The sequence below is a fragment of the Devosia riboflavina genome (genome assembly GCF_000743575.1).
Taxonomy (GTDB): domain Bacteria; phylum Pseudomonadota; class Alphaproteobacteria; order Rhizobiales; family Devosiaceae; genus Devosia; species Devosia riboflavina.
The window spans coordinates 29,997-54,747 of the sequence record NZ_JQGC01000007.1 but is presented as its reverse complement, the minus strand read 5'-3'; the positions used below and the strand labels follow the sequence as shown (position 1 = coordinate 54,747).

Sequence of the window (24,751 nt, the reverse complement as noted above, 5' to 3'; positions counted from 1 at the left end):
ACCTCACCCTCGGGGAAACTCCGAGGGCCTAATGGCGCGCGTCACCGTTCAATCCATAGCCGACCAGTTGGGATTGTCGAAATTCGCAGTGTCGCGCGCCCTGAGTGGGCATTCCGGCGTCAGCGCCACGACGCGTGCCGCCGTGGTCGAACTGGCCGAGCGCCTTGGCTACAACCCCCGCAGCCGGCCTCAAGCGAAAAAAACCAGCATCGAGATTATCTACCACGACCCCGATGTGATGTATCGCAACCTCTGGACCGAGGTGCAGGCCGGCGCCCAGATCGAAGCGACGCAGCGCGAGGTGAACGCTGCGGTGCGCCTGACCGACGATCCCGCCGTGATTGCCGAACTCGGCAGGACCGCAGATGGCTTCATGCTGCTCGGCCCGCATGACGATATTATTCTCGAGGCTGCCCGCAACACAGGCAGGCCCTGTATTCGTGTCGGCGATCCCCTGCCCCCGCTCGACGTAATGGACTATGTATCCGGCGTCGACGAGGAGGGCGCGAGCGCTGTGGCGCAGTATCTCCTCGCCGAGGGGCATCGAAGCTTCGTCTATGTCCATGGCAAGCTTGGTTTTCCCCGTCGCATGGCTCGCTATCGCAGTTTCCTCGAGGTCATCGAGGGACACGAGGGCGTCGGGGTGCGGGAACTGGTGCTGAGCGACGACAGCGCACCCGGTGAATTCAGCGAAGCCCTCGTAGCGCTACACAGAGACGGCGTTCGACCGACCGGCTTTTTCTGCGGGTCGGACTATGTCGCTGTCACCGTCTTAACCGAACTATTGCGCATGGGTATTCACGTGCCGGAACAGGCCTCCGTGGTCGGCTATGCTGATTATGTCGTGGCGCAGCACACCTCCCCGGCCCTGACCACCGTGCGCGTACCCTTCCGCCAAATGGGCGCCGTCGCCATGCGCCAGTTGCTCGGCCGCATCGGCGGCACCGGCATAAACAACGACTTGCCGCCGCAGCGGATCGGGCTCGTCCCCAAACTCATCCTGCGTGGCTCGAGCGGCCGCGCGCCCTAAGAGGGTCTCGCCCATAAGACAGACCCGCTTCGTTCATCATCACGATCCCTAATGGCAAGGCTGGTGTTCCTCTTCCGGCCCTAAACGGCTGCTGCACGGCCAGGCCGGGACGACTATGGCGAGATCGGCAGTCGTAGACAGGAATGCGCCCCATGCATCAACCCGCTCCGCGAAGGGTGCGCCATGACTCTGGCCGTCGAAGAGTTCATTCGCTGCCTCCTGATCCACGTTCAGCCCGCGGCTTCCACAATATGCGATATGACGGCCTGCTCGTCGTCTCCGCCGGCGAAGACTACCTCGCCAAGGCCCTCGACAGGCCTGGAGTGGCGCCAGTTCCGAACGAGCCGGCAGCCGAAAAGACATCAGACCAGCGCCGTCTCGCCCTGCTGCAGCGGCACCAATCACGGAGACCTTCGCTGAATGGTCCCTGGCCCGCCGCCGCCCACCACCAAGCGGCAGATCGGCATGAGCCGGCATGACTTGATATCGAAACGATCGCGCCACATCACGGGCCGAATGGATGGTGCGTGCTGGCCCCGTAACGGTCATCCTCACACAGGCCAATCTCATCAACATAGTCGCCGCTGATGCTCGAAGCCTGCGTCTCCGACGACTAGCCGACAGGGTCATAAAGTCACGAGCAGCGGCTCATGCCAAGCGCTCGACCACGACGCGAGTTCCTGCATGAATGGCTTTGCGACGCCAAGAGGCATCCCGAACCCTTAACCTTCTCGGTCATCCAGATGCTTTGGGAAAAAGCCCAGTAGTCGCCGTTCGGTGGTGGAAACGCGACCACCCGCTCATGCTTTTCGCATTGCCCAAATCTAGCCTTGGTCTAGGGCCAACGATTAGCGTCGATCAAGCCTGCGCCTGAGGCCGTCGCCGAGTAGGTTAAACCCCGCAACAGTCAGGATTATCGCAAGTCCTGGAAAAACCGCCATCTCGGACGATTCCGACAGAAATTGCCGGGCAGCATCCAGCATGCTGCCCCACGAGGGGGCGGGCGGCAACTGCCCGAGACCAAGAAAGGCAAGACTGGATTCCGCCAGGATCGAGGTTGCTATAGTCAATGTACCCTGTACGATCAGAGGAGGCATTGAATTGGGGAGGATGTGCCGAACGATAATGCGCCAGGAGGATGCTCCGAGAGCGCGTGTTGCATCGACATAGTCCTCCTGCTTGACAACCATGGCCTGCCCACGGGCGAGGCGGATGAAGAGCGGCGAGGCAGAGATTCCGATTGCTATCATCGCGTTCTGCAAGCCGGGTCCCAGAAATGCAGCCAGGGCAATGGCTAAAACGAGGAAGGGGCAGGTCAGCATGGCCTCCGTGACACGCGCCATGGCCGCGTCGATCCAGCCACCGAAATAGCCCGATATCAGCCCTAGAGGCACGCCGACCACCATGGCAAAAAGCACAGAGATGACACCCGCCGAAAGCGAGGCGCGCGCACCGAAGATAATCCGGCTCAGCGTGTCGCGACCAAGATCGTCCGTGCCCATCCAGTGTGCCCAACTCGGTTCTTGTCGAATGGCCAGCCAGTCCGACGCCGCCGGATCGTAGGGCGCAATCCATGGCGCGAAGACCGCCATGACAATAACGAGTCCGACGATCAACCCGCCAACATATATATTGGCGCCCGAGACCATCCGACGCAACGCAAACCAGACATTGAACCGGGCGGGCGGCACCGTGGGAGTGAGCGTATTCATTGGTGTCTCAACTTGGGGTTGGCCACGGCATAAAGGATGTCCGCCGTCACGGTGACGATAAGAAAGATTATGGCCTGCACCAGAACCACGGCCTGGACGATGGAATAGTCGCGACTGAAAACCCCATCGACAAGCATCTTGCCGAAGCCTGGAATGCCGAAGACCTGCTCGGTGAGAACGGCACCGCCAAGCAACTCGCCAAACTGGATGGTGCCGAGCGTGATGATCGGAATAAGCGCGTTGCGCAGAGCATGCTTGATGACGATCAATGGCTCGGACACCCCCTTGGCGCGAGCGGTTCGGATATAGTCCTGGTTGAGCGTGCCCAACATGGCGCTGCGTGTATGGCTCATCAGCACGGCGGACGTCGCAAAGGCAAGGACGATCGAGGGCATGATCAGAGAGCGGATGCTGCCCAGAGGGTCGCTGGCAAAGGGCACATAGCCGCCCGATGGGAGCCATCCCAATGTCACCGAAAACAGTAGGATGAGCATGATGCCGAGGAAAAAATTGGGCACCGACACGCCGGCAAGAGTAAAGCTGCTCACCGTATAGTCGAGCGGCGAATTGGGCCGCAGCGCTGCGATGATACCACCGGGGATGGCGATCAACACGGCCAGGATCATAGCCATGAGCGCCAGCTGGAACGTGACAGGCAAGCGTTGGATTAACATGTCACGCACAGGAAGGCCAGTGCGGATCGACATGCCGAAATCGCCCTGGAGGACGTTGGCCACCCAGGTGAGGTAGCGCATGGGAATGGGCTGGTCGAGCTGAAACTTCTCGCGAATTGCCGCAATGGCCTGGGGACTTGGATCCTCACCAGCAAGTGCCAGGGCCGGGTCACCGGGCAGCATGACCTGCAAAAGGAAAATCAGAAAGGAAATGATGAGGAGCGTAGGAATGGCGATCGCGATGCGACGAAGGATGAATTGAACCATCACGTGTCCTTCCCGGCATAAGCGGCGCGGATGATGTCGAGCCTTTGCTGGTAGAGGCGGGGCGGCGGCTCCTGGCTTATCGGCGGCACCACTTCATGGGCGAAATGGCAGGCCGATAGATGTCGCGGCTTGCGCGTCTCCAGCGCAGGTTCCTCTTTTGAGCAGATGTCCCGCGCCATCGGGCAACGCGTATGGAAACGGCAGCCCGAAGGCGGAGCGATTGGGCTCGGAACCTCCCCGCCCAGGATTTCCGTTGCCTCCCTTCGTAGACGGAACGGGTCCGGCGTGGCCTTGATCAGGGCGCGCGTATAAGGATGGCGCGGCTGGGTGAAGACATCGTCGGCGGCTCCGATCTCCACGATTTTACCAAGGTACAATACAATGATCCGATCGGCGGAGTGCCGCACCACACCCAGATCGTGGGTGATCATCACGAAGGTGAGGCCGAGTCTGGCACGTATGTCGGACAGCAGGTTGAGCACCTGCGCGCGCACTGAAACATCGAGGGCAGAGACCGGTTCGTCGCCGACGATCATTTCGGGTTCCACCGACAATGCCCTTGCGATTCCGATGCGCTGGCGCTGCCCACCCGAGAACTGGTGCGGGAACCGCCCAGCCAGCGACGGGTCGAGCCCGACCAGAGTCAACAATTCGGCAATTCGTTCCTTGCGACTGTGCTTGGCGAGACCATGGATGGCAAGGGCTTCGCCCAAGGTCTGCTCGACGCTCATGCGCGGATCGAGCGACGAATAAGGGTCCTGAAAAATCATCTGGATTCGGCGCCGCAATGGCTTCATCCGCGCGTCGGAGAGGTTGGAAATATCCTGACCGTCGAGCTCGATGGCACCGGAGGTGGGCTCTACAAGGCGGATGAGCAGACGGCCGAGCGTCGTCTTGCCCGACCCGCTTTCCCCGACTACGGCAAGGGTTTCATTGCGATAGATGGAAAAGCTGACGCCATCGACCGCATGCACGACGTCGCTGCTGTTGGCGACCTTGAAGTGTTTGACAAGATCGTGGACGTTCATGAAAAGCATGTCGCTCATGGGCGCGTACTCTCGATGGGGGCATACCAGCAGGCGACGCGATGGCCCTTACCGAAGTCCTCCAACAAGGGCTGCTCCATGCGGCACTTTTCCGTTGCCAGCGCACAGCGCGTCGAGAACCGGCAGCCCTTAGGGAACTGGCCGACCATCGGCACGAGGCCGGGAATGACGGTCAGGGGTTCGCGGGAACGCCCGTTGGGTAAGGCAGCGAAAAGGCCGAGCGTATAGGGGTGCTGGGGGTTCTCGAAAATGTCCTGCGCCCTGGCATATTCCATCACGCGACCAGCATAGAGCACGAGGACATCGTCTGCGATTTCACGGACAACGCCCAGGTCGTGGGTGATGAAGATCACCGAAGCGCCGTATCTGCTGCGCAGGTTACGCATGAGTTCGAGAATCTGCGCCTGCACGGTCACGTCGAGCGCAGTCGTGGGCTCGTCTGCGATGAGCACGGATGGATTGTTGGCTAGCGCTAGCGCAATCATCACGCGCTGCCGCATGCCGCCTGAAAGCTGATGCGGATAAGCATCGAGCCGCTGTTCGGGCGCCGGAATATTGACCTCGCGCAGGAGCCGAACGGCTTCGGTGCGGGCGGCCTCGGCCGACAAGGAACGATGGGTCGTGATTGCTTCGACGATCTGATTGCCCACCGTGTAAGCGGGATTGAGGCTGGTCATTGGCTCCTGGAAAATCATAGACATTCCCGCGCCGCGGACCTTGCGCATTTCCTTGTTGGACAGGCCGAGAAGTTCTGTGCCGTTGAGGTCGACAGTGCCCGCCGTAATGTCCAGAGCATTGTGCAAGAGGCGCATCAACGCCAGGGCCGTGATCGATTTCCCCGACCCGCTTTCGCCCACGATGCAGAGCGTCTTGCCTGGGGCAATTGAGAAGTCGAGCTTCTCAACGAGGTGCAAGGGGCCCCGGGCGGTAGGAATGCTGATGGTGAGACCCCTCACCGCCAACGCAGCCTTTTCGTTCAAGGGAGAAGACGAACTTGCTCCGCTGGCTTGAGTCTCGACCATCAGCACACCTTCCTGTGGACGGCCGACGAAAGTGCCGGCCATCTTGACCTAGACGACAACCGCTCAGGAGGCGGGCTTCACGCCGGTCGGGCGGAAGATGCCGTCGGGGTAGATCGCAATCCCGTCAAGATTGGAGGCGGCGCCATAGAACCATGTCGGATGATAGAGGGCGATCACGCCGACATCGCCGAGATAGAGTTCGGTGATCCGGCGATAGAGGTCGTAGCGTGCCGTCTGGTCGCTTTCGCCCTGCGCGGCGTTGATCAATTCCTGAACTTCCTCGGTGCACCAGCCGCCGTACTGCTCGACCGCCGGGCGGCCGCAGCCGATCAGGGTGTCGATGTTGAGATGAGGATCGGACCGGCCGCTCCAATTGGAAAGGAAGACGTCGAACTCACCGGCAAAAACGCGCTGGGTCGCCGTGGCGCTTTCGAGTGGGAGCACCGTCACCGTGAAGCCGGCCTCGTTGGCAAGCGACTGGATGATCTGGCCGACGCGCGTGTCCGACAGGGTATTGGCCAGAGTAATTTCGACGGGGACAGGTGCGGTATAACCCGCTTCGGCGAGCAGAGCCTTGGCTGCCTCAACATCGCGTTCCGGCATCGGGAATTCGGCGATGTGATAGGGACTGGCATTGGACTCGAGCTGGTTGTCGGCCACGTAGAGACCGGCATAGGTAACCTGGTTAATGACGTTGCGGTCGATGGCTAGCTCAAAGGCCCTGCGGACATTAAGGTCGGTCGAGAAGGGGGTGTCCCGTCCGCCAGCGGAGAGATATGAGGTGCCCAAACCGCTCGACTGGTAGACGGAGAGGTTGTTGCTGGATTCTATCGCCGAGATGTCGGTCGGCGCGATGCGTTCGGCTACCTGGATATCGCCCGCCTGAAGGCGCGCCAGACGGATCGTAGCGTCCTCAACATAGGTGTAGACAATCTCGTCGTAGAAGATGTTGTCCGCGTTCCAATAGTCAGCAAATTTGGTCAGGCGGATGAACTCGCGCTGGCTGCGCTCGGCGAACTGGAAGGGCCCGGAACAAACTGGGCTGGCCGAGAAATTGTCGCCTTCTGTTTCGGCAGCGGTGGGCGAAATCATCATGCCGGCGCGGTCGGTCAGCGCCACGAGCACGGTGACGTCTGGCTTAGACAGGTTGAGAGTGACCGTGAGCGGGCCATCCACGCTGACGCTCTCCACCGATACGAGTTCGGCGCGGCGCCGCGAATCCTCGCGCGTCTGCGCGCGTTCGATATTGAACTTTACCGCTTCGGCGTCGAATGGCGTGCCGTCATGGAAGGTGACGCCTTCGCGCAGGTTGAGAGTTAGCGCGGTGCTGTCCGTATTCCACGTCCAGCTCGTTGCCAGCATGGGCTGCACGTTGAGGTTGGCGTCGATGTCGACGAGCTTGTCGCACAATCCGGCAAACACTTGGCGACCGCCATATGTGCCCCCGGTTGCCGGATCGAGCGTATCGGGATCTTCCTGGATCCCGACCGTCAGCGTTGCGGCTATGGCGGCTGGCGCGAAGGCCAGCACAGAGGTGGCCGCCAATAGTGCCAATATAGAGCGTTTAAAAGTCATTCCTGCCTCACTTGTTGGCGGGCATCCCCTCAGACGCCCGTCGTTCCCTGGTCTTGAGCCGCCCTAAAATGCGAGGGCGACACCATCTTTGCGCGGGTCCGAACCCGCATGCAGCACGCCATTGACCGGCATGATGACCTGCCCGCCGCCCCAGGCCATGTCGGCCATGCGCACGGCATGTCCACGCTCCATGAGACCGGCCAGGGTGGTATTGGGGATAGACCGCTCGGCCTCGAAGGCCGACGGCGTCCGCATGCCGCGGCCCATGTCGAGCGCCTGCTGAACATCCATGCCGAAATCGACTACGTTCTGCAGCACCTGGACCTGGCCAATCGGCTGATAGAAGCCGTGCATCACACCGAAGCTCATGAAGGGTTTGCCGTCCCTGGTGGCAAAGCCCGGGATAATGGTGTGAAGTGACCGTTTGCGCGGGGCAATCTGGTTCGGATGCCCCGCCGCGAGGGTGAAATTGCCCCCGCGGTTCTGAAAGAGGACGCCCGTTTCGGGGCAGGCGATGAATGATCCGAAAGCCCCGGCAATCGAATTGATAAAGGAGCAGAAATTGCCCTCCGCATCGGCCGTGGTCAGGTAGATTGTGTCGCTGGGCCCGATCGGCTCGGCCACGGCGTCCGTCATCGCGCGCTTGAAGTCGATCCGTGCCCGCATCTTCTCGGCGAAAGCCTCCGACAACATTTCTGCGGTCGGCACCGTGCCAAAATTGGGGTCGCCTACATAGGCATCACGGGCAGCCGCGGCCAGGCGGTACGCCTCTATCTGCAAGTGAAAGCGGTCGGCTCCGACCGGGTCCAGCATGGAATGGCCGAACCCCTTGAGGATATTGAGCATCATGGCCGCGGTCACACCTTGGCCATTGGGCGGAATCTGCCAAACGTCGACACCGCGATATTCGACTTTAACGGGCTCGACAATGTTCGGCTGCCATTCGGCAAAATCCGAGAGGTCGTGACGTCCCCCCAAGGCATTGAGCGAGGCGACCATTTTTTCGGCCAGCGGCCCCGAATAGAATGCATCTGCGCCATCGCGGGCGATGGTCCGCAGCGTTTCGGCCAGAAGCGGATAGTGAAGCACCCGGCCAGGCTCGGGCGCCTTGCCATCCACAAGGAACTGCTCGCGTGCGGCGTCGTTGCGCAGCAGCTTTGCGGCAAACATGCGCCAGTCCCAGGCGAGCCGTTCTGCGACTGGAAAGCCGTTCTGCGCCGCTTCGATCGCCGGCTCCAGCATCTGGGAAAGCGAGCGTGTGCCGAAGCGCCTCAGCAGCAGGTCCCAGCTGCGCACGGCGCCGGGTACGGTGACAGCATGGACGCTGTCGCCCGGAATACTGCTGAACCCTTGCGCCTCCAGCCATTTCGCAGACAGCCCGGCTGGTGCATGACCCGAACCGTTGAGGCCATAGAGTTTTTGATCCCGGGCGCTCCAATACAACACGAAGCAGTCGCCACCGATGCCAGTGCTAAGCGGTTCGATAACGCCCAATAGTGCCGAAGCCGCAATGGCCGCGTCTGCGGCATTGCCGCCGTTGCGTAGGACATCGATCGCGGCTGTGGTGGCCTGTTGATGCGATGACGCCGCCGCGCCGCGCATACCCATTGCCACTGATCGCCCCGTCAGATGGAAGTCCCGCACGCCTAATTCCTTTCGAGGACGGATGCTGAAGTATTGTGCAGGTCCGTCGCTTGCCTGATTTCAGTACACAGCAGCTCTCTTGCCGTTGCACGCGATAACACTCATCACGGACCTGCATCCCACTCAGGGGCTGACTGCCTGTAATTCGCGTTCGCTCGCGAGGTGGCCGGCGCGCTGCGCAATGATCGCGCAGACGAAGAGCTGGATTTGGTGAAATAGCATGAGGGGCAGAATGATCATGCTCACGGCCTGTCCGGCGAACAGAATGTTGGCCATGGGCAGGCCACTGGCCAGGCTCTTCTTGGAGCCGCAGAACAGAAGGGTAATCCTGTCGGCCCGATCAAGTCCTACCAGACGACCTGCCCACACAGTGCCCACCATAACAAAGGCGAGCATCACAACATCGCTGAGTACGATAATGGTCAAGCTTCTGGCGCCCACTTCCTGCCAGATGCCGGCGACGACCCCAGCGCTGAAAGCAGAATAGACGATGATGAGAATTGAGCCGCGATCTACGATCTGGGTCAGGACGGCGTGACGGCCGATGAAACTCCCAATAAGCGGGCGAAGCAATTGTCCCACGATGAAGGGCGCGAGAATCTGCAGCCCTATGTCTACGATTGACGATAGGGAAATGCCGTCGCCCGAGGCATGCAGAAGAATGGCAACCAGCGCGGGCGTGAGGAAAACGCCAAGTATATTGGACAATGATGCCGCGCAGACTGCGGCCGGCACGTTGCCCCGCGCAATCGAGGTGAACGCAATGGACGACTGCACCGTGGATGGCAGGATGGACAGGTAGACGATGCCGATTGCCAGTTCTTCTTCAATCCATTGTGACAGCAAGGCCGCCAATGTGAGACCGCAGAGCGGGAACACCACATAGGTAAAGCCGAAGACCAGTCCCTGCAGTCGCCAATTGGCGACGCCCGCTAGGATGGCGCTCGTATTGAGCTTGGCTCCGTAGAGAAAGAATAGGAGCGCGACCGCAAAATAGGCGATCTGGTCTACGATATCGGCGCCGGCGCCGGAGGCAGGCCATAGCGTGGCCAGCACCACGGTGCCGAGCAGCAGGAGGAGATAATAATCGAGGCCGAAGCGCTTCAGGCGTTGAGCGAGGGACATAATGCCGTGTCGGATCGTGGAGACAGGCTTTCCGGCGTAAAGGAATGGGGCCATAATCGATAGCGCATGTGCGCCTATATCGATCATCACGATCCGCGATTAGAAGACGAGAGACGTTGCCGTGTCGGCACTGGAAGTACCGCCTAGCCTGCTGAAATCCTTTTTGGCCGTGGCCAAGCAACGTAGTTTCACCGAGGCTGCCAAAAGCCTCAATGTGCGCCAGTCAACCATCAGCCAACACGTCCAAAAGCTGGAACAACTGGTCGGGCGGCGCCTTTTCGTGCGTGATACCCACACAGTGACCTTGACCGCCGATGGCGATGCCATGTGCGATTTCGCGACAAGCGTTTTGGAAGCCAATGATCGTTTGGCGAGTTACTTCTTTGACAATGCGCATCGCGAGAAATTGCGCCTCGGTATTTCCGAGGATTTCGCCATGTCTCAACTTGCTGACGTACTAACCGCGTTTCGTAGCGAACATCCAGAAGTAGATTTGGAATTGGCAGTTGGCCTCTCGAGCGCGCTTTATCATCGCTATGATTCCGGTGAACTGGATGTAATCTTCGCCAAGAGACGGAATGGCGATGCGCGCGGCGAAGTGGCCTGGACCGAACGGCTCGCCTGGATCTCCAAGCCCGGCTTCAAGATCGATCCAGACGCGCCAGTACCTCTGGTTGCTTATGCACCGCCTTCAATCACTCGCACCCTTGCGGTCGCCGCACTCGAAGAGGCACGTCGTCCTTGGCGAATGGCCTGTTCGAGCGGGAGCTTAAATGGACTGCGGGCGGCGACAATGGCAGGCCTCGGCATCGCTGCTCATTCCGCCAAGCTCATTCCGGAAGGACTAGTTGTTGTCGAGGACGCTCCCACCCTTCCCCCATTGGGAGAAGTCGAATTCGTCGCGCTCGGACCGGGTCGACATCACCGAGCTGCAAACGCCCTGATCGCGGCGCTTGTGGACAGCACCGCCCCCAGGATGGTCCCTCATCTCGAATAACACTTACCGCGCCGCGTGATGGCAATGATGGTTATGCTCTTACGCAAAGGAGAGCCATTGCCATGTCGTTGGAGATACGTTCCGCCCGCCCCGAGGATCGCGACGCCCTTTCCGCGATTTGCCTCCTGACGGCCAATGCCGGTTCGGATGCGACGGCGCTCTACTCTGATCCCGAATATCCTGGCTTGGTCTGGTCGGTTCCCTACCTGGATTTTGCGCCGGATCACGCTTTTGTCCTCGCCGACGGTACCAACATCCTGGGCTACGTCGTTGGTGTGCCTGACACGCGCATTTTTGAGCAGCGCCTGGATAAGGAATGGTGGCCGATGCTTGCCGAAAAATATGCAGGGCGAGAACCTAAAGCAAAACTCGACGAGATGGTCCTCAGCCGCATCCGGCAGCCCAAGCATTCCGATGCGGAAATCTCCCATACTCATCCAGCGCACCTTCACATCAATCTCTTGCGGCCCGCGCAGTCAGGCGGTTGGGGGCGCAAGATGATCGAAATCGAGCTTGAGTCGCTGCGCCGAGCCGGCGCTCCCGCCTTACACCTCGGACTGAGCCTCACTAATCATCGTGCCTATGGCTTTTACACGCACATCGGTCTTGATGAGATCGACAGAGGCGAGGCGATTTGGATGGGCCGAAAGCTATAGGAGCCATCAACTCTATTGACCGCGTAAACTGCGCAAGTTTCGCAGGCCTGACGCGAGCGTGGGGCCTCCGCCTGCATATAGACCTTAACCCATGCGCCATTGTCACTATCTCTGGCCGGAAGGCCTAGGCCCGAGGGATTTCTGTCGGAGGCTGTCGGCCTCTTTGCAGGCGTAGATTAGTTCCAAGGAGCGCAAGAAGCTCAGATAGAGGCGATGAAAGTTACAGGCGAAATACCGCAGCCAACCCAGGTCCCCCGTCGACCGGTCCGGCCGAGAGGCCACTTTGAGTTGGCAAGCGTTCTGGTCAGAACGGATGCTGCAAGGCTAGCAACTCAAGAAACCGCGCCGGCGCCGCATCCCCAACGGTGTCGGTCAGGTGCGCAACGACGACTTCCCATCAGACGTCTGGGCTGTTCAGAGGGCGGCATACCACTGCTGGCCCATAATTGCGCGCCGCCGACTCTGGCACGAGGGCGATGCCCAGCCCCCGCGTGACCAACTCGAACGGGGTATTGAGATCGCTGACTTCAAAAGCCGTCTTGCGCTCGATCCCAACAGAACGGAAGGCATCGTCCATCAGACGGCGCGTACCCCAGTCGGGTTGGAAGTCAACAAATGTGAACACCCCGATGGTCGCCAGTGTGACGGTGCCCGAGGTTACAAGCGGATGGGACGGCGCGCAGATCACCACGAGATCTTCGCAGGCGATCATGGTTGTGGCGATGCCCTCGGCGGGGTCAATCACCGGCAGCAATGCCAAGTCGATAAGGCCCGCTCGAAGCTCGTCAAGAAGATGAACCGTTCCGCCCTGGATCAGGCGGACCTCGACAAGAGGATAGATATCGTGGAATTGCGCCAGAAGGGCTGGCAGTTCCAGAAAGGCCGGGAGTCCCTCTACGGTTCCGATCGTGAGCCTGCCACCTTTGGCATGGGTGACATCATGAACAGTCCGGCGCGCATCCTGAGCCGCTTCCAGCACCGTTTCGGCCTTTCGAGAAGCGCCCTGCCGGCGGCCGTTAAGCGCACCTTGCGCGTGCTGCGGATGAATAGGGGCGCGTCGAGTTCTTCTTCAAGGGCCTTGATGGCGCTCGACAGGGCCGATTGCACGACATTGAGCTGGGCTGCAGCGCGTGTGAAATGCTCCGCTCTTGCCGCAACCACGAAATATTGTAGTTGCCGAAGGTCCACCGTCCGCCCCTCATTGTGCATCATTATAGATCAATCCTATCTATATAATCAATTTGCCCGATGAAATCTCGTCGTCCACTGTGACCGCAAAGAGGTCTTCGTTCCTCGGCTCACCCAAGGGCTGGCGGAGGCGTGCCGCTCATCTGCTGAACGCAATGTAGAGGCCTCGAACGTCAAAACGTGGAGTATGATCATGAAATACCGTAAGCTCGGTAATAGCGGTGCCGTCGTCTCGGCCTATTGCCTGGGAACGATGACCTTCGGCGCGGAATCTGACGAAGCGACCTCGTTCCGGTTGATGGACGACTATGTCGCCGCAGGCGGAAATTTCCTCGATACCGCCAATGTCTACAGCGCCGGCGTTTCCGAAGAGATCGTCGGTCGCTGGCTCAAGACCAAGCCGACTGGCCTGCGCGACCTGGTGATCACCACCAAGGGCCGTTTCCCTATGGGCGACGGGCCTAACCATCTGGGCCTGTCGCGTAAAAACCTGCGCGAGGCGCTCGACGCCTCGCTCAAGCGCCTCGGGGTCGAACATATCGATCTCTACCAGATGCACGCCTTCGATGCGCTGACGCCGCTGGAAGAGACCCTGCGGTTTCTCGACGACTCGATCCGCAATGGCAAGATCGCCTATTACGGCTTTTCCAACTTTCTCGGCTGGCAATTGACCAAGGCAGTGTGGATCGCAAGAGCCAATGGCTATCAGCCGCCCGTGACCTTGCAGCCGCAATACAATCTGCTGGTGCGCGACATTGAACACGAGATCGTTCCAGCGTCGCTCGATGCCGGGATAGGACTTTTGCCCTGGTCACCGCTGGGCGGCGGCTGGCTCTCGGGCAAATACAGGCGCGACGAGATGCCGACCGGAGCCACGCGCCTGGGCGAGAATCCCAAGCGTGGTGGCGAGGCCTATGAACGCCGCAATGCCAAGTCGGCGACCTGGGATATCATCGGCGTGGTCGAGGATGTCGCCAAGACTCGCGGCGTCAGCATGGCGCAGGTGGCGCTGGCCTGGGTTGCCCAGCGGCCGGCGGTGACCTCGGTGATCCTCGGCGCCCGTACGACCGAACAGCTCAAGGACAATCTAGGGGCGATCGATCTGGCGCTGAGCACCGAAGAGATTGAAAAGCTGAACGCAGCCAGCAAGCCCGCGGTCGGCGATTATCCCTATGGCGCGGGTGGCATTAACCAGCGCAACCGCAAGATCGAAGGCGGCCGCTGATTACCCTGCCCCGGCCGCGTGATCCCTCCCGGCCGGTTCCGCCCAAACGAGAACTATGACAATGACCTCAGATGCAGAACCTATGGTCGCTGGCATTCCGCAAATGGGATACCGAACCTGGAACCGGCCCAGTGCCGAAAGATAGCAGGGTGTGACCTGGGCTCTCGCGTCCGGTTGATCGCCCTACCCGTCTCGGCCATCGCGGTTGCGCTTCGCCGACATGGCGGCAAGACGCATGACGGCAAACGGAGCGCGATCACATCGTGACCGCGGTCGCGAATTCCGACGGGTTGAATGCTGTATCCATTGCCGGCTCGGTTCGACGCTCAGACGATAGACACCAGCGGCAATCGCATAGCCCTCGCCCTCCCAGGCGTAGGAACGGTCATAGGCTGCAAGGGGGCGTGCAGCCGTGGCAGGGCCACAACAGCGTCGACCAGGAAGAGCAGGATAGGGCGATCAGCCGCGAAAGTTGACATAGATCGCTTCGAAGGAAGAGAGGCTGAGACTGCTGTAAATCCAGGATCACGCCCGTCCGGTTCCGATGTACATTCAATAAGAAATGCCTATGGCTCAGGCTTGAAAGCTGATAGCAAATCTACGATATCGCTATCAACATCATCAAAACCCGAAAGGTGCTATCATGCCCGCTGTCACCATTCGCAACCTGTCCGAAGAGACGCATCGTGCCCTCAAGGTTCGTGCTGCGCATCACGGCCGCAGCACCGAGGCCGAAATACGCGATATCCTCGAACTGGCGGTGCGGCCGGCGGACCGGGTAAAGCTTGGATCGTTGCTTGCCTCCATTGCCCACGAGGCCGGCGGATTGAGCGCCGCGGAAGTAAAGCACTTCGACCAGATCCGCGATAAGGCCCCGGCCGAGCCCATGAGGTTTGAGTGATCCTCATCGATACCAACGTCATTTCCGAGCCGTGGAAACCGACGCCGGACTGGCGCGTGTTGGCGTGGATCGACGATCAGGCCATCGACACGCTCTACTTGTCAGCCGTCACCGTGGCCGAACTTCGTTTCGGTGTGTTTCGGCATCGCCGCGATGCCGGCCGGCAAGCGCCAAGAAACGCTCCGCCGTCGTCTGGAACAGGAGGTACTGCCCCTGTTCCAGAACCGCGTTCTGCCCTTCGATCTGGAAGCTTCGCAAGCTTATGCGAACCTCATGGCTCGGGCCAAGGCAGCAGGGCGATCCGTCGGCATTGCAGATGGCTATATCGCCGCCTCGGCAGCAGCGTGGGGCTTCATGGTCGCCACGCGCGACACAAGTCCGTTCGAGGCGGTGGGGTTGAACACCATTAATCCGTGGCAAGTCTCGCCTTAAGGTGCGATCGACTCCTGTGTAAATATCACAACTAGATGTGTTGGCAGGAAACGGGCACCCTGTACCGACATGAGCAGAAGAACAGCGCTGGCGAGCCATCGCCATCAGTTGTTTGCTTATCTCCGCTGATTGCGCGCCAGCCTGTCTTCACCCTGCCCAAATTCACGGCGTACGTTTGCGGACCACTGCCGCGAGCAGTTGCGGGTCGGACACGCGCTTGCCCCGCCAAATCCTCTTATCGTCCTGCCGGATCGACATTGCCGTCTCCTTTATGGAGACGTCGAGACCAATATAGCGCTTCATGGCCGTACTTCGTCCGGCGCTTGGCACGGTTGCAATCGTGAGCTCGTTCTTCATCCCATCAGGGACAGCCAACCGACAAAGGTCCGCCACGACATCGCCAGTGGCCACCGTTCCCGCGACTACATCAAGTTCGTTCAACGGCCCCAAGACAGACCGCCAAGGAGTCCGGCCGCTTGATTAGCGAGACAAAAGATGTGGTGAGACGGTCCCAACGACCGATTAGTGCAGGAAACGAAGCGTAGCTCTTCTTGGGTCTGGCGCGAGCCATGCTGCTGGTGTTCAATATGTCGAGAACTGTGACGAGTCAATTCCTGTGGCAGCGACAGCTGACAAGCGTGGAGCGCTCCGCGGATACCTCCTAGCCCAGGCGGTAACGACGAAGAATGAACATTTTTCGTCCGAAGACATCTTCGATGCATTCTCCGAGGACTATGACGATTTCGCAGACTTCGATGAAGACTTTGTCCTGTCGCTAACCTGGCTAGGCAACCAAGGACTCATCTCCTTCGACGCACTCCCATTGGGCGCAAATGGCGAAAGCACTGTGATCGGCCTCACCGCGACGGCAGTTGGCAAGAGAGCAGTCGGCGCAGCGGAGAACCTCAAGCTTCAGGTTCCTTCTGGGCCGCCCAAGCGCAAAGGATTTGCGGTCGAAGTCGCGAAGGTCTTTGGTGCTTTCGTAGGCGAGTTCGTCAACACCCAAAAGTAGATAAGCGGGGGTGCTCCACCGCCTTGCCGACAGAGGATTCAAGATGGGCAGTGGCCTGTCGATCACCCAACAATGTCGCTTTTTGTCACTGACTAGGTCGGGGCCCACGACGCCTGACCAATAGCTTCCACTTAAGCTCTGCTTGGCGGATACATCGCGTCATATTGGTCTGCACGCTGGAAAGTGGTCCTCCGTTAACTAGGCTATTGAGCCTGAGAGAGGACGTTGGAATGCCCCAGAAGAAGCACAAGCCCGAAGAGATTGTCGCGAAGTTGCGTCAGGTCGATGTATTGTTGTCGCAAGGACGATCAGTCGGAGAAGCGATTCGTTCGATCAGCGTGACGCAGTTCACGTATTACCGCTGGCGCAAGGAGTTCGGCGGCCTGAAGGACGACCAGGTGAAGCGGCTGAAGGAACTCAAGAAAGAGAACGACCGGCTGCGCAAGGCGGCGTCGGACCTGACGCTCGAGAAGCTGATCCTGAAAGAGGCTGCCTCGGGAAACTTCTGAGCCCTTCTCGCCGTCGTCGCTGCGTGATGGCGAAGTTCTCCATCTCGGAACGCTTTGCCTGCAAGGTTCTCGGCCAGCACCGTTCGACCCATCGCAAGAAGCCACGCGGCCTGATGAAGAGGCGTTGACCGCCCACAGCATCCGGCTCGCTTCCCGATATGGCCGCTATGGCTATCGCCGGATCACGGCGATGCTGCGGTCCGAAAGCTGGACGGTGAGGTTAACGTGTCGAGCGCATCTGGCGGCGGGAGGGGCTCAGGGTTCCCCGCCGGCACCGGGAGACATTATCTGGTCGGCGCCGCCGCACGGATCGGTGCCATCATCTGCCCAGGCGATGGCCGATAAGCCGATCATTCATTAAAGACTGAAACCGGACCACCTCATCGGGACAGGCCAGTCGCGTGGACGTCCAGCGCCGCGTCGGAAAGTGAACGCCGCCGCTGACACGGCAGCGTTGACGTATTACGCGGCTTTTGCGTTCGCACTCTGCGTAGCAATACCGGACAATGCCTTATCAGTGGCCTTTTCTTCGGCCAGCGTTGCGTCCAGCAAGGTTACGGCATTTGAAAGGCCAAGCTGGCCCGCCCACGTTTTGAGTGTGCCGTAACGTGCCATCTCGTAGTGTTCAATAGCTTGCCCAGCAGCGACCAGGCCAGCATGAAGGGCCGGCGTGCCCTTGTATTCTTCCATGATTTCTTTGCCTTCCTCCAAAATCCCGAGGATAGCATCGCAGGTCTTGCCCTGGGGCCGCTTGCCGAGCATTTCGAACACTTGTTCAAGGCGCTCGATCTGGCCTTCCGTCTCGTCGCGATGTTTTTCAAACCCCGCCTTGAGCTCGGAGGACTGCGCTGCCCCGGCCATTTTGGGCAGTGCCTTCAGAATCTGCTTTTCGGCATAATAGATGTCTTTGAGTGTATCGAGGAACAAGTCGTCGAGGGTTTTGTCGGCCATGGGTGATACTCTGTTCCGAAATTGGAAGCTGTCGTGGAAACGGGCCCCGCCCTACTCGTTCCTCTTTATTATTCGCCACTGACACTCGAACGCCCTGGGTCATCCTCGGCGCCAAGGCCTTGCACCCAGAGGTGTCGCTCCTCATGCTCTTCGCCCCGCATCGCGCCCTTCAGGTTTATGCGGCGCCTCAAGAAGCTCCCATCTCCCCCGTTTTAATCCACCGGCATTTCAGTGAGCCCTTCCTTCCGGCGATGGGCGTGTAACCGATCTGCCACGCAACCCCTTGCTATTCGGTTCGTTGCAGTAGCCCACCCAACCAAATTCGACTGCGTGCGTCAGACGTCGTCAAACGGAGTCTCCATGCACAATCTGACAGTCGCTTTCACCGCTGGCGCGCTACTCTCCTCAGCAATGATCTCTGCTCTCGCTCAGGAGTCCACAGAAGCGCTGCCATCAGCAGCCGCGGAAACTGGTATTGCTGTAACGGTTGCCGAGGAGGGCCCCAACGGAACCTTCATCGACGAATTCGGCACATCCTTTATGTTCTCTCTCTGCGGTGACACAGGGACAGATCTCTGCGGTACACTGATAACCTTGGAAGGCGAATCCGCCACAGCGGAGAACTTGGCCTTCGTGGGACAGCAGGTCATGCAGGCACCACAGACCGGAGCCAATCAGTGGAAGGGATCACTTGCGGCAGGTGGGATGAGCGCTGACGCAACGGTTACTCAAACAGGTCCCGATACTATAGAAATCCAAGGTTGCCGTTTGGGGGTAGTGTGCCAAACTCTCGCCTACACACGCGCATCATAATCGATCCTGCGGCGCAATAGGCCAATATCGAATATATACGCGGCGCCCATGCGACTTCATGAGGTGCCGTTAAAGTCGCAATGCAACCCCCACATCAGGGATCAGGAGGAGGAGCACATCTTCCATAAAAGGACCTCGGATTAGCCGGGCGAGTAATCAGAGCTTCATGTGTTCCAAGGATGTCGAAGGCTCTGAGAGGCGAACCGCGAGCGAAGGGATATCGACAAGACGACGAGCAACGCCGTCGAGAGAAACTCGGACTGCCAGTTCTGGTGCGCACAATCCAAGCACCGCTTCCAGAAATGGCCTTTTATTCCTCCCGCTCCGCCCAGGTCCATTGGCTTGCCAAGGCAGTGAGGCTCGAGCTTCGCCCATTGGACGTCCGTCAACACAAAGCGATCCATCCACAGCGTGAATCACATCAAAGCTGATTTGTGAATCCCATAGACCCTAGACTAGGGGGAGCCGGGCGAGGCGCCCGGCTCCTTTCGTTCAATCAATGCACCTGACCTTGGCCATTGATGGCGATACGCTTGACCTTGGCCTGAGCGGTCGCCGACTTCGGCAGCGTCACGGTCAGCACGCCGTTCCTGAACGAGGCGGCAATCTTGTCCTCTTCAACCTCTTGGCCGAGCGGAATGCGCCGCTCGAAACGGCCATAGTAGCGCTCGGAGAACTGCCGGTCGCCGTCCTCGCTTTCCGAGCGCTTCTCGCCCCGCAGGATCAGGATGCCATCGTCGAGCAGAACCTCGATGTCCTTCTCGTCCAGGCCGGCAATCTCGGCGGTCACCTTGACCGCGCCGTCGCTCTCGGAGATCTCGACATTGGGCCAGGTTGCACCGAGGGCGGAAAACCGCCCGAACGCCGGCAGCCGCGCATCGAAGTCGCGAAAGACATCGTCGAACAACCGGTTGACCTCGCGATGCAGCGACAGGAACGGGTTATGCTCACTCTCGCGATAGGTCGAGGGGGTCCGGCTAGAGCCAATGCGACCCCAGGGGATCAGGTCACGTACACTCATCTTGGTTTCTCCTTTGCATGACATGGCCTCCGGCAGCGCCGAGGACTGGACATCGGCGCGCGTTTGGCTTGAAACATCAACGTGTTCCGATCAGGCGGCCTTCTGCTCGGCCTCGATCCGGCGCGGTTCGGCCGCAGTGGCTGCGGAGCCGGTGCCGATCTCGATCCGGCGCGGCTTAATGGCTTCGGGAATCTCGCGCTTGAGATCGATGGTCAGTAGGCCGTTGACCAGGCTGGCCCCAGCGACCCTGACGTGATCGGCCAGCTCGAACCGGCGCCGGAAGCTCCGACCGGTCAGGCCGCGATGCAGGTATTGTCGATCGTCCTCGCCGGCCTTCTGTCCGCTGACCACGAGCAGATTGGGCTCATGGGTAAGAGTCAGCTCGTTCTGGGCGAAGCCGGCTACCGCCATGGTGATCTGATAATCGTCATCGCCGGTCTTGACGATGTCATAGGGCGGCCAGTTGTCGATGGTCTGAACGCGGCTGGCATTTTCCAGCAGGTTGAACATACGGTCGAAGCCGATGCTCGACCGATAGAGCGGTGCAAAATCGAGGGTAGTCCTCATAGCCATATCCTCCTTGAGCAACATGGATACTAGAGGCGCCCAAGAGAAACGCCTCCCAGACTTGCCGGGCCCGATCGGGCCACCGGCAGAACTGATTTTGGAGAGGCCAAGCGGGTTTCAAGAGGTTCGGCAGAAAATTTCTCAATATTCCGCGCGTGATGGATGGCTGCACCTTCCTCGCTCCACCAAGCATGAGCCTCGCTTCGCACGGCGAGCGGGAGTTGACGCGATCGAACGAGCCTTTTTCGGCCGGCCGCGTCGGGCATCCATGAGCAATCCGCTTCGTCCGGACGATGGGGAAGAACTGTTCGAACTTTCTTCGGAAGTGCATCTGGCATGCGGCCGGGCTGTCGCCGCATGCGCCTCGCCGGACATTGGGACGCTTAGGAGGACGAACTCCTGGCCAGATTTCATCAGGAAGAACGGCTCGCGGCGGAACTCTGGAGAAGGATAGTGGCGTTTCGCGACAGCCAAGACCCGTAAAAGAGGAGAAGATATCCATGCATGTTATCGAAGTGCTTCTGCCGCTCGACACTGGCCGCGGCGAGCCTATCCCGGTCGAAACGATCGAAGGATTGGTGGCAGGCCTTGCCGACCGCTTTGGAGGGGCGACCGCCTATACGCGCGAGCCGGCCGACGGCTTATGGAAGCGCGCGACCACGATCGAACGCGACCGCATCATTGTCATCGAAGTCATGGTCGAACACGTCGACGATGCATGGTGGAGTGACTATCGCCACCGACTGGAGAGCGAGTTCGAGCAGGAGAGCATCTTGATCAGGGCCACAGCATGTCGGACGCTGTAGCGATGAATATCTGCGTCAGTGGACCGTTATGATGCCGTTGACGGCGCGGAACTCACTGGGTCGGATCAGTCGCTGATGGGCCACACGCACCGAATGCAGGGCTCCTTCCAGTTCGCGCTTCCAGAAGTCCAGGAACCCCTGCAGCGTCGGAAAATCGGGCGCCAGGTCGTAGTCCTGCCAGACATAGAGCTGGAGCAAGGAAGGCTGATCGGGCAGCCTGTAGTGGATTTCCGCCGTGGTCAGCCCATACCCGTCGATCTGCCGGATGAAGTCCTTGTCGATCATGTCCTCACACCATCAGTTTACGCCGAGTTAGGCTAACGCGAACAACGGGTTGGCGACAAATCAGCACTCCACGAAAGTGAGTGCTAAAAAATCTTCCTCAGCCTCTTGAAGCCGCTTGAGCCGCTCCTAATTCATTTTTCGCTTCCTCCGGGATGCCGGGGGAAGCTCTGTCATCAACGTTTCGACATGGAGGAATGGATGGCTCTCCGTCCCCTGCACGACCGCGTGGTCGTTCGCCGCATCGAGGCCGATGAAAAGACGGCCGGCGGCATCATCATCCCCGACACTGCGAAGGAAAAGCCTTCGGAGGGCGAGGTCATTGCCGTCGGCCCCGGCGCGCGCAACGAGAAGGGCGAACTGGTCGCTCCCGATCTGCGGAGCGGCGATCGTGTGTTGTTCGGCAAATGGAGCGGCACCGAGGTCCGCATCGATGGTGAAGACCTCATCATCATGAAGGAATCCGACATTCTGGGTGTGATCGAGAGCGTCGAGCCGGCCCGCAAGGCCGCCTGAGGCGCTTTTCTTGTTTGAAGGAGCAGAAGCAGAAAATGGCTGCAAAAGAAGTCAAGTTCTCTGGTGACGCCCGCGAGAAAATGCTGCGCGGCGTCGATACGCTGGCCAATGCGGTCAAGGTGACCCTCGGCCCCAAGGGACGCAATGTGGTGATCGAAAAGTCGTTCGGCGCGCCGCGCATCACCAAGGACGGCGTGACCGTCGCCAAGGAAATCGAACTGGAGGACAAGTTCGAGAATATGGGCGCCCAGATGGTCCGCGAAGTCGCCTCCAAGACCAATGACCTGGCCGGCGACGGCACCACCACCGCTACGGTGCTGGCACAGGCCATCGTCAAGGAGGGCGCCAAGGCGGTGGCCGCCGGCATGAATCCGATGGACCTCAAGCGGGGCATAGACCTGGCTGTCGACGCCGTGGTCGCCGATCTCAGGAGCCATGCCCGCAAGGTCACCTCCAATGGCGAGATCGCCCAGGTCGGCACGATCTCGGCCAATGGCGATGCGGAGATCGGCAAGTTCCTGGCCGAGGCCATGGACAAGGTCGGCAATGAGGGCGTGATCACCGTCGAAGAAGCCAAGACAGCCGAGACCGAGCTGGAAGTGGTCGAGGGCATGCAGTTCGACCGCGGCTATGTCTCGCCCTATTTCGTCACCAACCAGGACAAGATGCGGGTCGAGCTGGAAGACCCCTATATCCTGATCCACGAGAAGAAGCTCTCCGGCCTGCAGCCCATGCTGCCGCTACTGGAGACCGTGGTGCAGTCCGGCAAGCCGCTGCTGATCATCGCCGAGGATGTCGAAGGCGAGGCCCTGGCCACGCTCGTCGTCAACAAGCTGCGCGGAGGGCTCAGGATCGCCGCGGTCAAGGCGCCTGGCTTCGGCGACCGCCGCAAGGCCATGCTCGAAGACATCGCCATCCTCACCGGCGGCAATGTCGTCTCCGAGGACCTGGGCATCAAGCTCGAGAATGTGACGCTCCAGATGCTCGGCACCGCCAAGAAGGTGCTGATCGAGAAGGAGAACACCACCATCGTGGACGGGGCCGGCGCCCGGTCCGATATCGACGGCCGCGTCGCCCAGATTCGCCAGCAGATCGAGGAGACCAGCTCCGACTACGACCGCGAGAAGCTGCAGGAACGGCTTGCCAAGCTTGCCGGCGGCGTCGCGGTGATCCGGGTCGGCGGCGCCACCGAGGTCGAGGTCAAGGAAAAGAAGGACCGCGTCGACGATGCGCTGCATGCGACCCGCGCCGCAGTCGAGGAAGGCATTCTGCCCGGCGGCGGCGTGGCCCTGCTGCGTGCCCTCAAGGCACTGGAGGCGGTGAAACCCGACAATCCTGACCAGAAGGCCGGCGTCGATATCATTCGGCGGGCCGTCCAGGTGCCGGCCAAGCAGATCGCCCTCAATGCGGGCGAGGATGGCTCGGTCATCGTCGGCAAGCTGCTGGAAAAGGACGAGTATAACTGGGGCTACAATGCCGCCACCGGCGAGTATCAGGATCTCGTCAGCAAGGGCGTCATCGACCCGGCCAAGGTCGTGCGCACCGCCCTGCAGGACGCTGCCTCCGTGGCCTCGCTGCTGATCACCACGGAAGCCCTGGTGGCCGAAAAGCCGAAGAAGGACGCCGCCCCTGCCCTGCCGGCCGGAGCCGGCATGGACTTGTAGCCCATCGGTGGCGCCCGGGATACCCGGGCGCCGCTACCAAGCGTCATCCCCGGTGATGACGAACGCCAATGCTGAAGGAGACAAGCCCTCTCGCTACAGGAGGACAATATGAATGCCATAGCGATCGACGCATCGAAGCAAACCGACCCGTTCGTCGACTGGCCAGTCGATACAGACAGAATCTCGCGGGCCGCCGCCGAGTCGTTCAAGAGCGGAGCGCCCGATCCCTGGACCATCGTCGAGGCCGAATGCGTGATCGACCTGATCGACGCCGAGCTGGCGGCGCTTACAGAGCGGGAACGGCGAGGCGAAACCGTTTCAGCCTCGCTGCGCCGGCTGAAGGCGATGCGGACCGAGGTAATGCTTGCGATCAATACCTTGAAGAAGGTCGAGGAAGAGTTCGACCAAGCCGAGAGGCACCCCGCGCATGATCGATCCGAGGGATTATCGGATTTTCGCCGGGAGGCCGGCGCCAGTCCCGAGGCTTTCTCCATTGCCACCTGAACGATGAATTGAAGGTGCACTGAAATGCAGGACGACTTCTATCCATCCGACGAATATGAAACGCCACCTGAGCCCACAATCTCTGGCTATGGTCAACGGCCCGACGATGTCGTGGATGACACGACCCTGACGCTTGCCCAGAAGCGCGCCATCCTGGCGTCCTGGGCTTCGGACGCGCGGGCCGTCATCGACGCCCCGGCATTGCGGCAGCTCGACAATGGCGATGTCGTGGATATCGACTCCATACTCGATGCCCTCAAGCGGCTCGATGGCATTGCTCCCGAGCGGCCGCAGCCCCGGCGGCGCGGGGAAGGCCATGAGCGCCGCCATCGTCCCTCGCTTGCAAGGAGGCTGCGGCGGCTGATCGACAGCCGGCGCAGCGACGACGATGACGACGATCCGCCGCCATGCCCCTCGGCAGCTCGGCTCCCGCGCCCGATGCCGAGCCTGTCCGGCGCAGCCGTGCCCAACGCGGCATAGGAAGCGGGGACGCCTGCCATCATGCAGCGTGCCAGCACCGGGCAGTCCTGTTCCACTGTTTCCATTTTCCGCTGTCCATGCTTGGCTACATGAGGGATATGTGAGGGGACGATGCGGGTATTTCCACTCCTG

25 protein-coding genes and 4 pseudogenes are annotated in these 24,751 nt (G+C 60.3%); 14 read left to right on the top strand and 15 right to left on the bottom strand.

The features are described 5' to 3' along the window. Positions 1 to 31 precede the first annotated feature (31 nt). On the top strand, positions 32 to 1,030 hold the full coding sequence (locus JP75_RS09440) for a LacI family DNA-binding transcriptional regulator (protein ID WP_035082242.1): 999 nt from the start codon (positions 32 to 34) through the stop codon (positions 1,028 to 1,030). Positions 1,031 to 1,878: 848 nt separating this feature from the next. Here JP75_RS09440 and JP75_RS09435 read toward each other — a convergent pair. From JP75_RS09435 to JP75_RS09405, 7 genes are all read right to left on the bottom strand, one after another. After that, positions 1,879 to 2,742: an ABC transporter permease gene (locus JP75_RS09435; protein ID WP_035082240.1), complete on the bottom strand. Its 864-nt coding sequence runs from the start codon at positions 2,740 to 2,742 to the stop codon at positions 1,879 to 1,881. Next, on the bottom strand, positions 2,739 to 3,683 hold the full coding sequence (locus JP75_RS09430) for an ABC transporter permease (protein ID WP_035082238.1): 945 nt from the start codon (positions 3,681 to 3,683) through the stop codon (positions 2,739 to 2,741). Before JP75_RS09430 ends, JP75_RS09435 begins: the two co-directional genes overlap by 4 nt. Further along, complete coding sequence (locus JP75_RS09425; protein WP_425277278.1) at positions 3,683 to 4,720, bottom strand: ABC transporter ATP-binding protein; 1,038 nt, start codon at positions 4,718 to 4,720, stop codon at positions 3,683 to 3,685. The genes JP75_RS09430 and JP75_RS09425 overlap by 1 nt, the downstream gene beginning before the upstream one ends. Positions 4,721 to 4,725: 5 nt before the next feature. Further along, positions 4,726 to 5,751 (bottom strand): ABC transporter ATP-binding protein, encoded by a 1,026-nt coding sequence (locus tag JP75_RS09420; RefSeq protein ID WP_084587596.1) that lies wholly within the window; start codon positions 5,749 to 5,751, stop codon positions 4,726 to 4,728. 63 nt (positions 5,752 to 5,814) lie between these two features. Continuing rightward, positions 5,815 to 7,326, bottom strand: a complete 1,512-nt coding sequence (locus JP75_RS09415; protein WP_035082234.1) for an ABC transporter substrate-binding protein — start codon at positions 7,324 to 7,326, stop codon at positions 5,815 to 5,817. A gap of 63 nt (positions 7,327 to 7,389) precedes the next feature. Further along, a complete protein-coding gene (ggt, locus tag JP75_RS09410) occupies positions 7,390 to 8,970 on the bottom strand; it encodes a gamma-glutamyltransferase (protein WP_152565790.1) in 1,581 nt (526 codons plus the stop codon). A gap of 123 nt (positions 8,971 to 9,093) precedes the next feature. Continuing rightward, positions 9,094 to 10,095 (bottom strand): bile acid:sodium symporter family protein, encoded by a 1,002-nt coding sequence (locus JP75_RS09405; RefSeq protein ID WP_035082229.1) that lies wholly within the window; start codon positions 10,093 to 10,095, stop codon positions 9,094 to 9,096. A 121-nt stretch (positions 10,096 to 10,216) separates the two neighbouring features. Here JP75_RS09405 and JP75_RS09400 point away from each other — a divergent pair, with 121 nt between their 5' ends. Then, the gene (locus JP75_RS09400; protein WP_035082226.1) at positions 10,217 to 11,092 is read left to right on the top strand and encodes a LysR substrate-binding domain-containing protein; all 876 of its coding nucleotides are present in this window, start codon (positions 10,217 to 10,219) and stop codon (positions 11,090 to 11,092) included. Between the two features lie 62 nt (positions 11,093 to 11,154). Next, positions 11,155 to 11,748: an N-acetyltransferase gene (locus tag JP75_RS09395; RefSeq protein ID WP_035082224.1), complete on the top strand. Its 594-nt coding sequence runs from the start codon at positions 11,155 to 11,157 to the stop codon at positions 11,746 to 11,748. Between the two features lie 397 nt (positions 11,749 to 12,145). On the opposite strand, the gene JP75_RS09390 is transcribed toward JP75_RS09395, so the two are convergent. Continuing rightward, positions 12,146 to 12,727, bottom strand: a complete 582-nt coding sequence (locus JP75_RS09390; RefSeq protein WP_160194667.1) for a LysR substrate-binding domain-containing protein — start codon at positions 12,725 to 12,727, stop codon at positions 12,146 to 12,148. Continuing rightward, a complete protein-coding gene (locus JP75_RS26225) occupies positions 12,643 to 12,957 on the bottom strand; it encodes a LysR family transcriptional regulator (RefSeq protein WP_244446295.1) in 315 nt (104 codons plus the stop codon). The genes JP75_RS09390 and JP75_RS26225 overlap by 85 nt, the downstream gene beginning before the upstream one ends. 172 nt (positions 12,958 to 13,129) lie before the next feature. Between JP75_RS26225 and JP75_RS09385 the strand changes: the two genes are divergently transcribed. From JP75_RS09385 to JP75_RS09375, 3 genes and pseudogenes are all read left to right on the top strand, one after another. Continuing rightward, on the top strand, positions 13,130 to 14,161 hold the full coding sequence (locus JP75_RS09385; protein ID WP_035082466.1) for an aldo/keto reductase: 1,032 nt from the start codon (positions 13,130 to 13,132) through the stop codon (positions 14,159 to 14,161). 643 nt (positions 14,162 to 14,804) lie between these two features. Then, positions 14,805 to 15,062, top strand: a complete 258-nt coding sequence (locus tag JP75_RS09380) for a FitA-like ribbon-helix-helix domain-containing protein (protein WP_035082221.1) — start codon at positions 14,805 to 14,807, stop codon at positions 15,060 to 15,062. Then, positions 15,059 to 15,494 (top strand): annotated as a pseudogene (locus JP75_RS09375) (PIN domain-containing protein). Before JP75_RS09380 ends, JP75_RS09375 begins: the two are co-directional and overlap by 4 nt. Before the next feature lie 165 nt (positions 15,495 to 15,659). Here JP75_RS09375 and JP75_RS26220 read toward each other — a convergent pair. Beyond that, positions 15,660 to 15,797, bottom strand: a pseudogene (locus tag JP75_RS26220) (IS110 family transposase); the annotation flags it as partial. A gap of 313 nt (positions 15,798 to 16,110) precedes the next feature. Here JP75_RS26220 and JP75_RS09365 point away from each other — a divergent pair. Further along, a complete protein-coding gene (locus JP75_RS09365; RefSeq protein ID WP_035082214.1) occupies positions 16,111 to 16,506 on the top strand; it encodes a hypothetical protein in 396 nt (131 codons plus the stop codon). 230 nt (positions 16,507 to 16,736) lie between these two features. Beyond that, positions 16,737 to 17,287 (top strand): annotated as a pseudogene (locus tag JP75_RS25835) (transposase); the annotation flags it as partial. 190 nt (positions 17,288 to 17,477) lie between these two features. Here JP75_RS25835 and JP75_RS09355 read toward each other — a convergent pair. Continuing rightward, positions 17,478 to 17,966 (bottom strand): YciE/YciF ferroxidase family protein, encoded by a 489-nt coding sequence (locus JP75_RS09355; protein WP_035082208.1) that lies wholly within the window; start codon positions 17,964 to 17,966, stop codon positions 17,478 to 17,480. 360 nt (positions 17,967 to 18,326) lie between these two features. Between JP75_RS09355 and JP75_RS25260 the strand changes: the two genes are divergently transcribed. Then, positions 18,327 to 18,779 carry a hypothetical protein gene (locus JP75_RS25260; protein ID WP_051960544.1) on the top strand — a complete coding sequence of 151 codons (453 nt, stop codon included), beginning with the start codon at positions 18,327 to 18,329 and terminating at the stop codon, positions 18,777 to 18,779. A gap of 164 nt (positions 18,780 to 18,943) precedes the next feature. On the opposite strand, the pseudogene JP75_RS27295 reads toward JP75_RS25260, so the two are convergent. The 3 genes and pseudogenes from JP75_RS27295 to JP75_RS09340 form a co-directional block, all read right to left on the bottom strand. Next, positions 18,944 to 19,081, bottom strand: a pseudogene (locus JP75_RS27295) (DUF6766 family protein); the annotation flags it as partial. A gap of 194 nt (positions 19,082 to 19,275) precedes the next feature. Beyond that, a complete protein-coding gene (locus JP75_RS09345) occupies positions 19,276 to 19,800 on the bottom strand; it encodes an Hsp20/alpha crystallin family protein (protein WP_035082205.1) in 525 nt (174 codons plus the stop codon). A gap of 90 nt (positions 19,801 to 19,890) precedes the next feature. Continuing rightward, on the bottom strand, positions 19,891 to 20,367 hold the full coding sequence (locus JP75_RS09340) for an Hsp20 family protein (protein WP_035082202.1): 477 nt from the start codon (positions 20,365 to 20,367) through the stop codon (positions 19,891 to 19,893). A gap of 500 nt (positions 20,368 to 20,867) precedes the next feature. Here JP75_RS09340 and JP75_RS09335 point away from each other — a divergent pair, with 500 nt between their 5' ends. Beyond that, a complete protein-coding gene (locus JP75_RS09335; protein WP_051960543.1) occupies positions 20,868 to 21,173 on the top strand; it encodes a hypothetical protein in 306 nt (101 codons plus the stop codon). A gap of 15 nt (positions 21,174 to 21,188) precedes the next feature. On the opposite strand, the gene JP75_RS09330 is transcribed toward JP75_RS09335, so the two are convergent. After that, entirely contained in the window at positions 21,189 to 21,458 is a 270-nt protein-coding gene (locus tag JP75_RS09330; RefSeq protein ID WP_035082200.1) for an usg protein, read from the bottom strand. A 198-nt stretch (positions 21,459 to 21,656) separates the two neighbouring features. Here JP75_RS09330 and groES point away from each other — a divergent pair, with 198 nt between their 5' ends. The 4 genes from groES to JP75_RS26210 all read left to right on the top strand — a co-directional run bounded on the left by groES (position 21,657) and on the right by JP75_RS26210 (position 24,619). Continuing rightward, positions 21,657 to 21,971, top strand: a complete 315-nt coding sequence (gene groES, locus JP75_RS09325; RefSeq protein WP_035082197.1) for a co-chaperone GroES — start codon at positions 21,657 to 21,659, stop codon at positions 21,969 to 21,971. 35 nt (positions 21,972 to 22,006) lie between these two features. Next, positions 22,007 to 23,635 carry a chaperonin GroEL gene (groL, locus tag JP75_RS09320; RefSeq protein WP_035082194.1) on the top strand — a complete coding sequence of 543 codons (1,629 nt, stop codon included), beginning with the start codon at positions 22,007 to 22,009 and terminating at the stop codon, positions 23,633 to 23,635. A gap of 108 nt (positions 23,636 to 23,743) precedes the next feature. Further along, positions 23,744 to 24,139 (top strand): hypothetical protein, encoded by a 396-nt coding sequence (locus JP75_RS09315; RefSeq protein WP_035082190.1) that lies wholly within the window; start codon positions 23,744 to 23,746, stop codon positions 24,137 to 24,139. 24 nt (positions 24,140 to 24,163) lie between these two features. Further along, a complete protein-coding gene (locus JP75_RS26210; protein WP_051960542.1) occupies positions 24,164 to 24,619 on the top strand; it encodes a hypothetical protein in 456 nt (151 codons plus the stop codon). The last annotated feature ends 132 nt before the right edge of the window (positions 24,620 to 24,751 follow it).

Coding starts and splice junctions, on each gene's coding strand:
- JP75_RS09440 (WP_035082242.1), top strand. CDS start 32: ATGGCGCGCGTCACCGTTCAATCCATAGCCGACCAGTTGGGATTGTCG.
- JP75_RS09435 (WP_035082240.1), bottom strand. CDS start 2,742: ATGAATACGCTCACTCCCACGGTGCCGCCCGCCCGGTTCAATGTCTGG.
- JP75_RS09430 (WP_035082238.1), bottom strand. CDS start 3,683: ATGGTTCAATTCATCCTTCGTCGCATCGCGATCGCCATTCCTACGCTC.
- JP75_RS09425 (WP_425277278.1), bottom strand. CDS start 4,720: ATGCTTTTCATGAACGTCCACGATCTTGTCAAACACTTCAAGGTCGCC.
- JP75_RS09420 (WP_084587596.1), bottom strand. CDS start 5,751: ATGGTCGAGACTCAAGCCAGCGGAGCAAGTTCGTCTTCTCCCTTGAAC.
- JP75_RS09415 (WP_035082234.1), bottom strand. CDS start 7,326: ATGACTTTTAAACGCTCTATATTGGCACTATTGGCGGCCACCTCTGTG.
- JP75_RS09405 (WP_035082229.1), bottom strand. CDS start 10,095: ATGTCCCTCGCTCAACGCCTGAAGCGCTTCGGCCTCGATTATTATCTC.
- JP75_RS09395 (WP_035082224.1), top strand. CDS start 11,155: ATGTCGTTGGAGATACGTTCCGCCCGCCCCGAGGATCGCGACGCCCTT.
- JP75_RS26225 (WP_244446295.1), bottom strand. CDS start 12,957: ATGCACAATGAGGGGCGGACGGTGGACCTTCGGCAACTACAATATTTC.
- JP75_RS09385 (WP_035082466.1), top strand. CDS start 13,130: ATGAAATACCGTAAGCTCGGTAATAGCGGTGCCGTCGTCTCGGCCTAT.
- JP75_RS09380 (WP_035082221.1), top strand. CDS start 14,805: ATGCCCGCTGTCACCATTCGCAACCTGTCCGAAGAGACGCATCGTGCC.
- JP75_RS09355 (WP_035082208.1), bottom strand. CDS start 17,966: ATGGCCGACAAAACCCTCGACGACTTGTTCCTCGATACACTCAAAGAC.
- JP75_RS25260 (WP_051960544.1), top strand. CDS start 18,327: ATGCACAATCTGACAGTCGCTTTCACCGCTGGCGCGCTACTCTCCTCA.
- JP75_RS09345 (WP_035082205.1), bottom strand. CDS start 19,800: ATGAGTGTACGTGACCTGATCCCCTGGGGTCGCATTGGCTCTAGCCGG.
- JP75_RS09340 (WP_035082202.1), bottom strand. CDS start 20,367: ATGAGGACTACCCTCGATTTTGCACCGCTCTATCGGTCGAGCATCGGC.
- JP75_RS09335 (WP_051960543.1), top strand. CDS start 20,868: ATGCATGTTATCGAAGTGCTTCTGCCGCTCGACACTGGCCGCGGCGAG.
- JP75_RS09330 (WP_035082200.1), bottom strand. CDS start 21,458: ATGATCGACAAGGACTTCATCCGGCAGATCGACGGGTATGGGCTGACC.
- groES (WP_035082197.1), top strand. CDS start 21,657: ATGGCTCTCCGTCCCCTGCACGACCGCGTGGTCGTTCGCCGCATCGAG.
- groL (WP_035082194.1), top strand. CDS start 22,007: ATGGCTGCAAAAGAAGTCAAGTTCTCTGGTGACGCCCGCGAGAAAATG.
- JP75_RS09315 (WP_035082190.1), top strand. CDS start 23,744: ATGAATGCCATAGCGATCGACGCATCGAAGCAAACCGACCCGTTCGTC.
- JP75_RS26210 (WP_051960542.1), top strand. CDS start 24,164: ATGCAGGACGACTTCTATCCATCCGACGAATATGAAACGCCACCTGAG.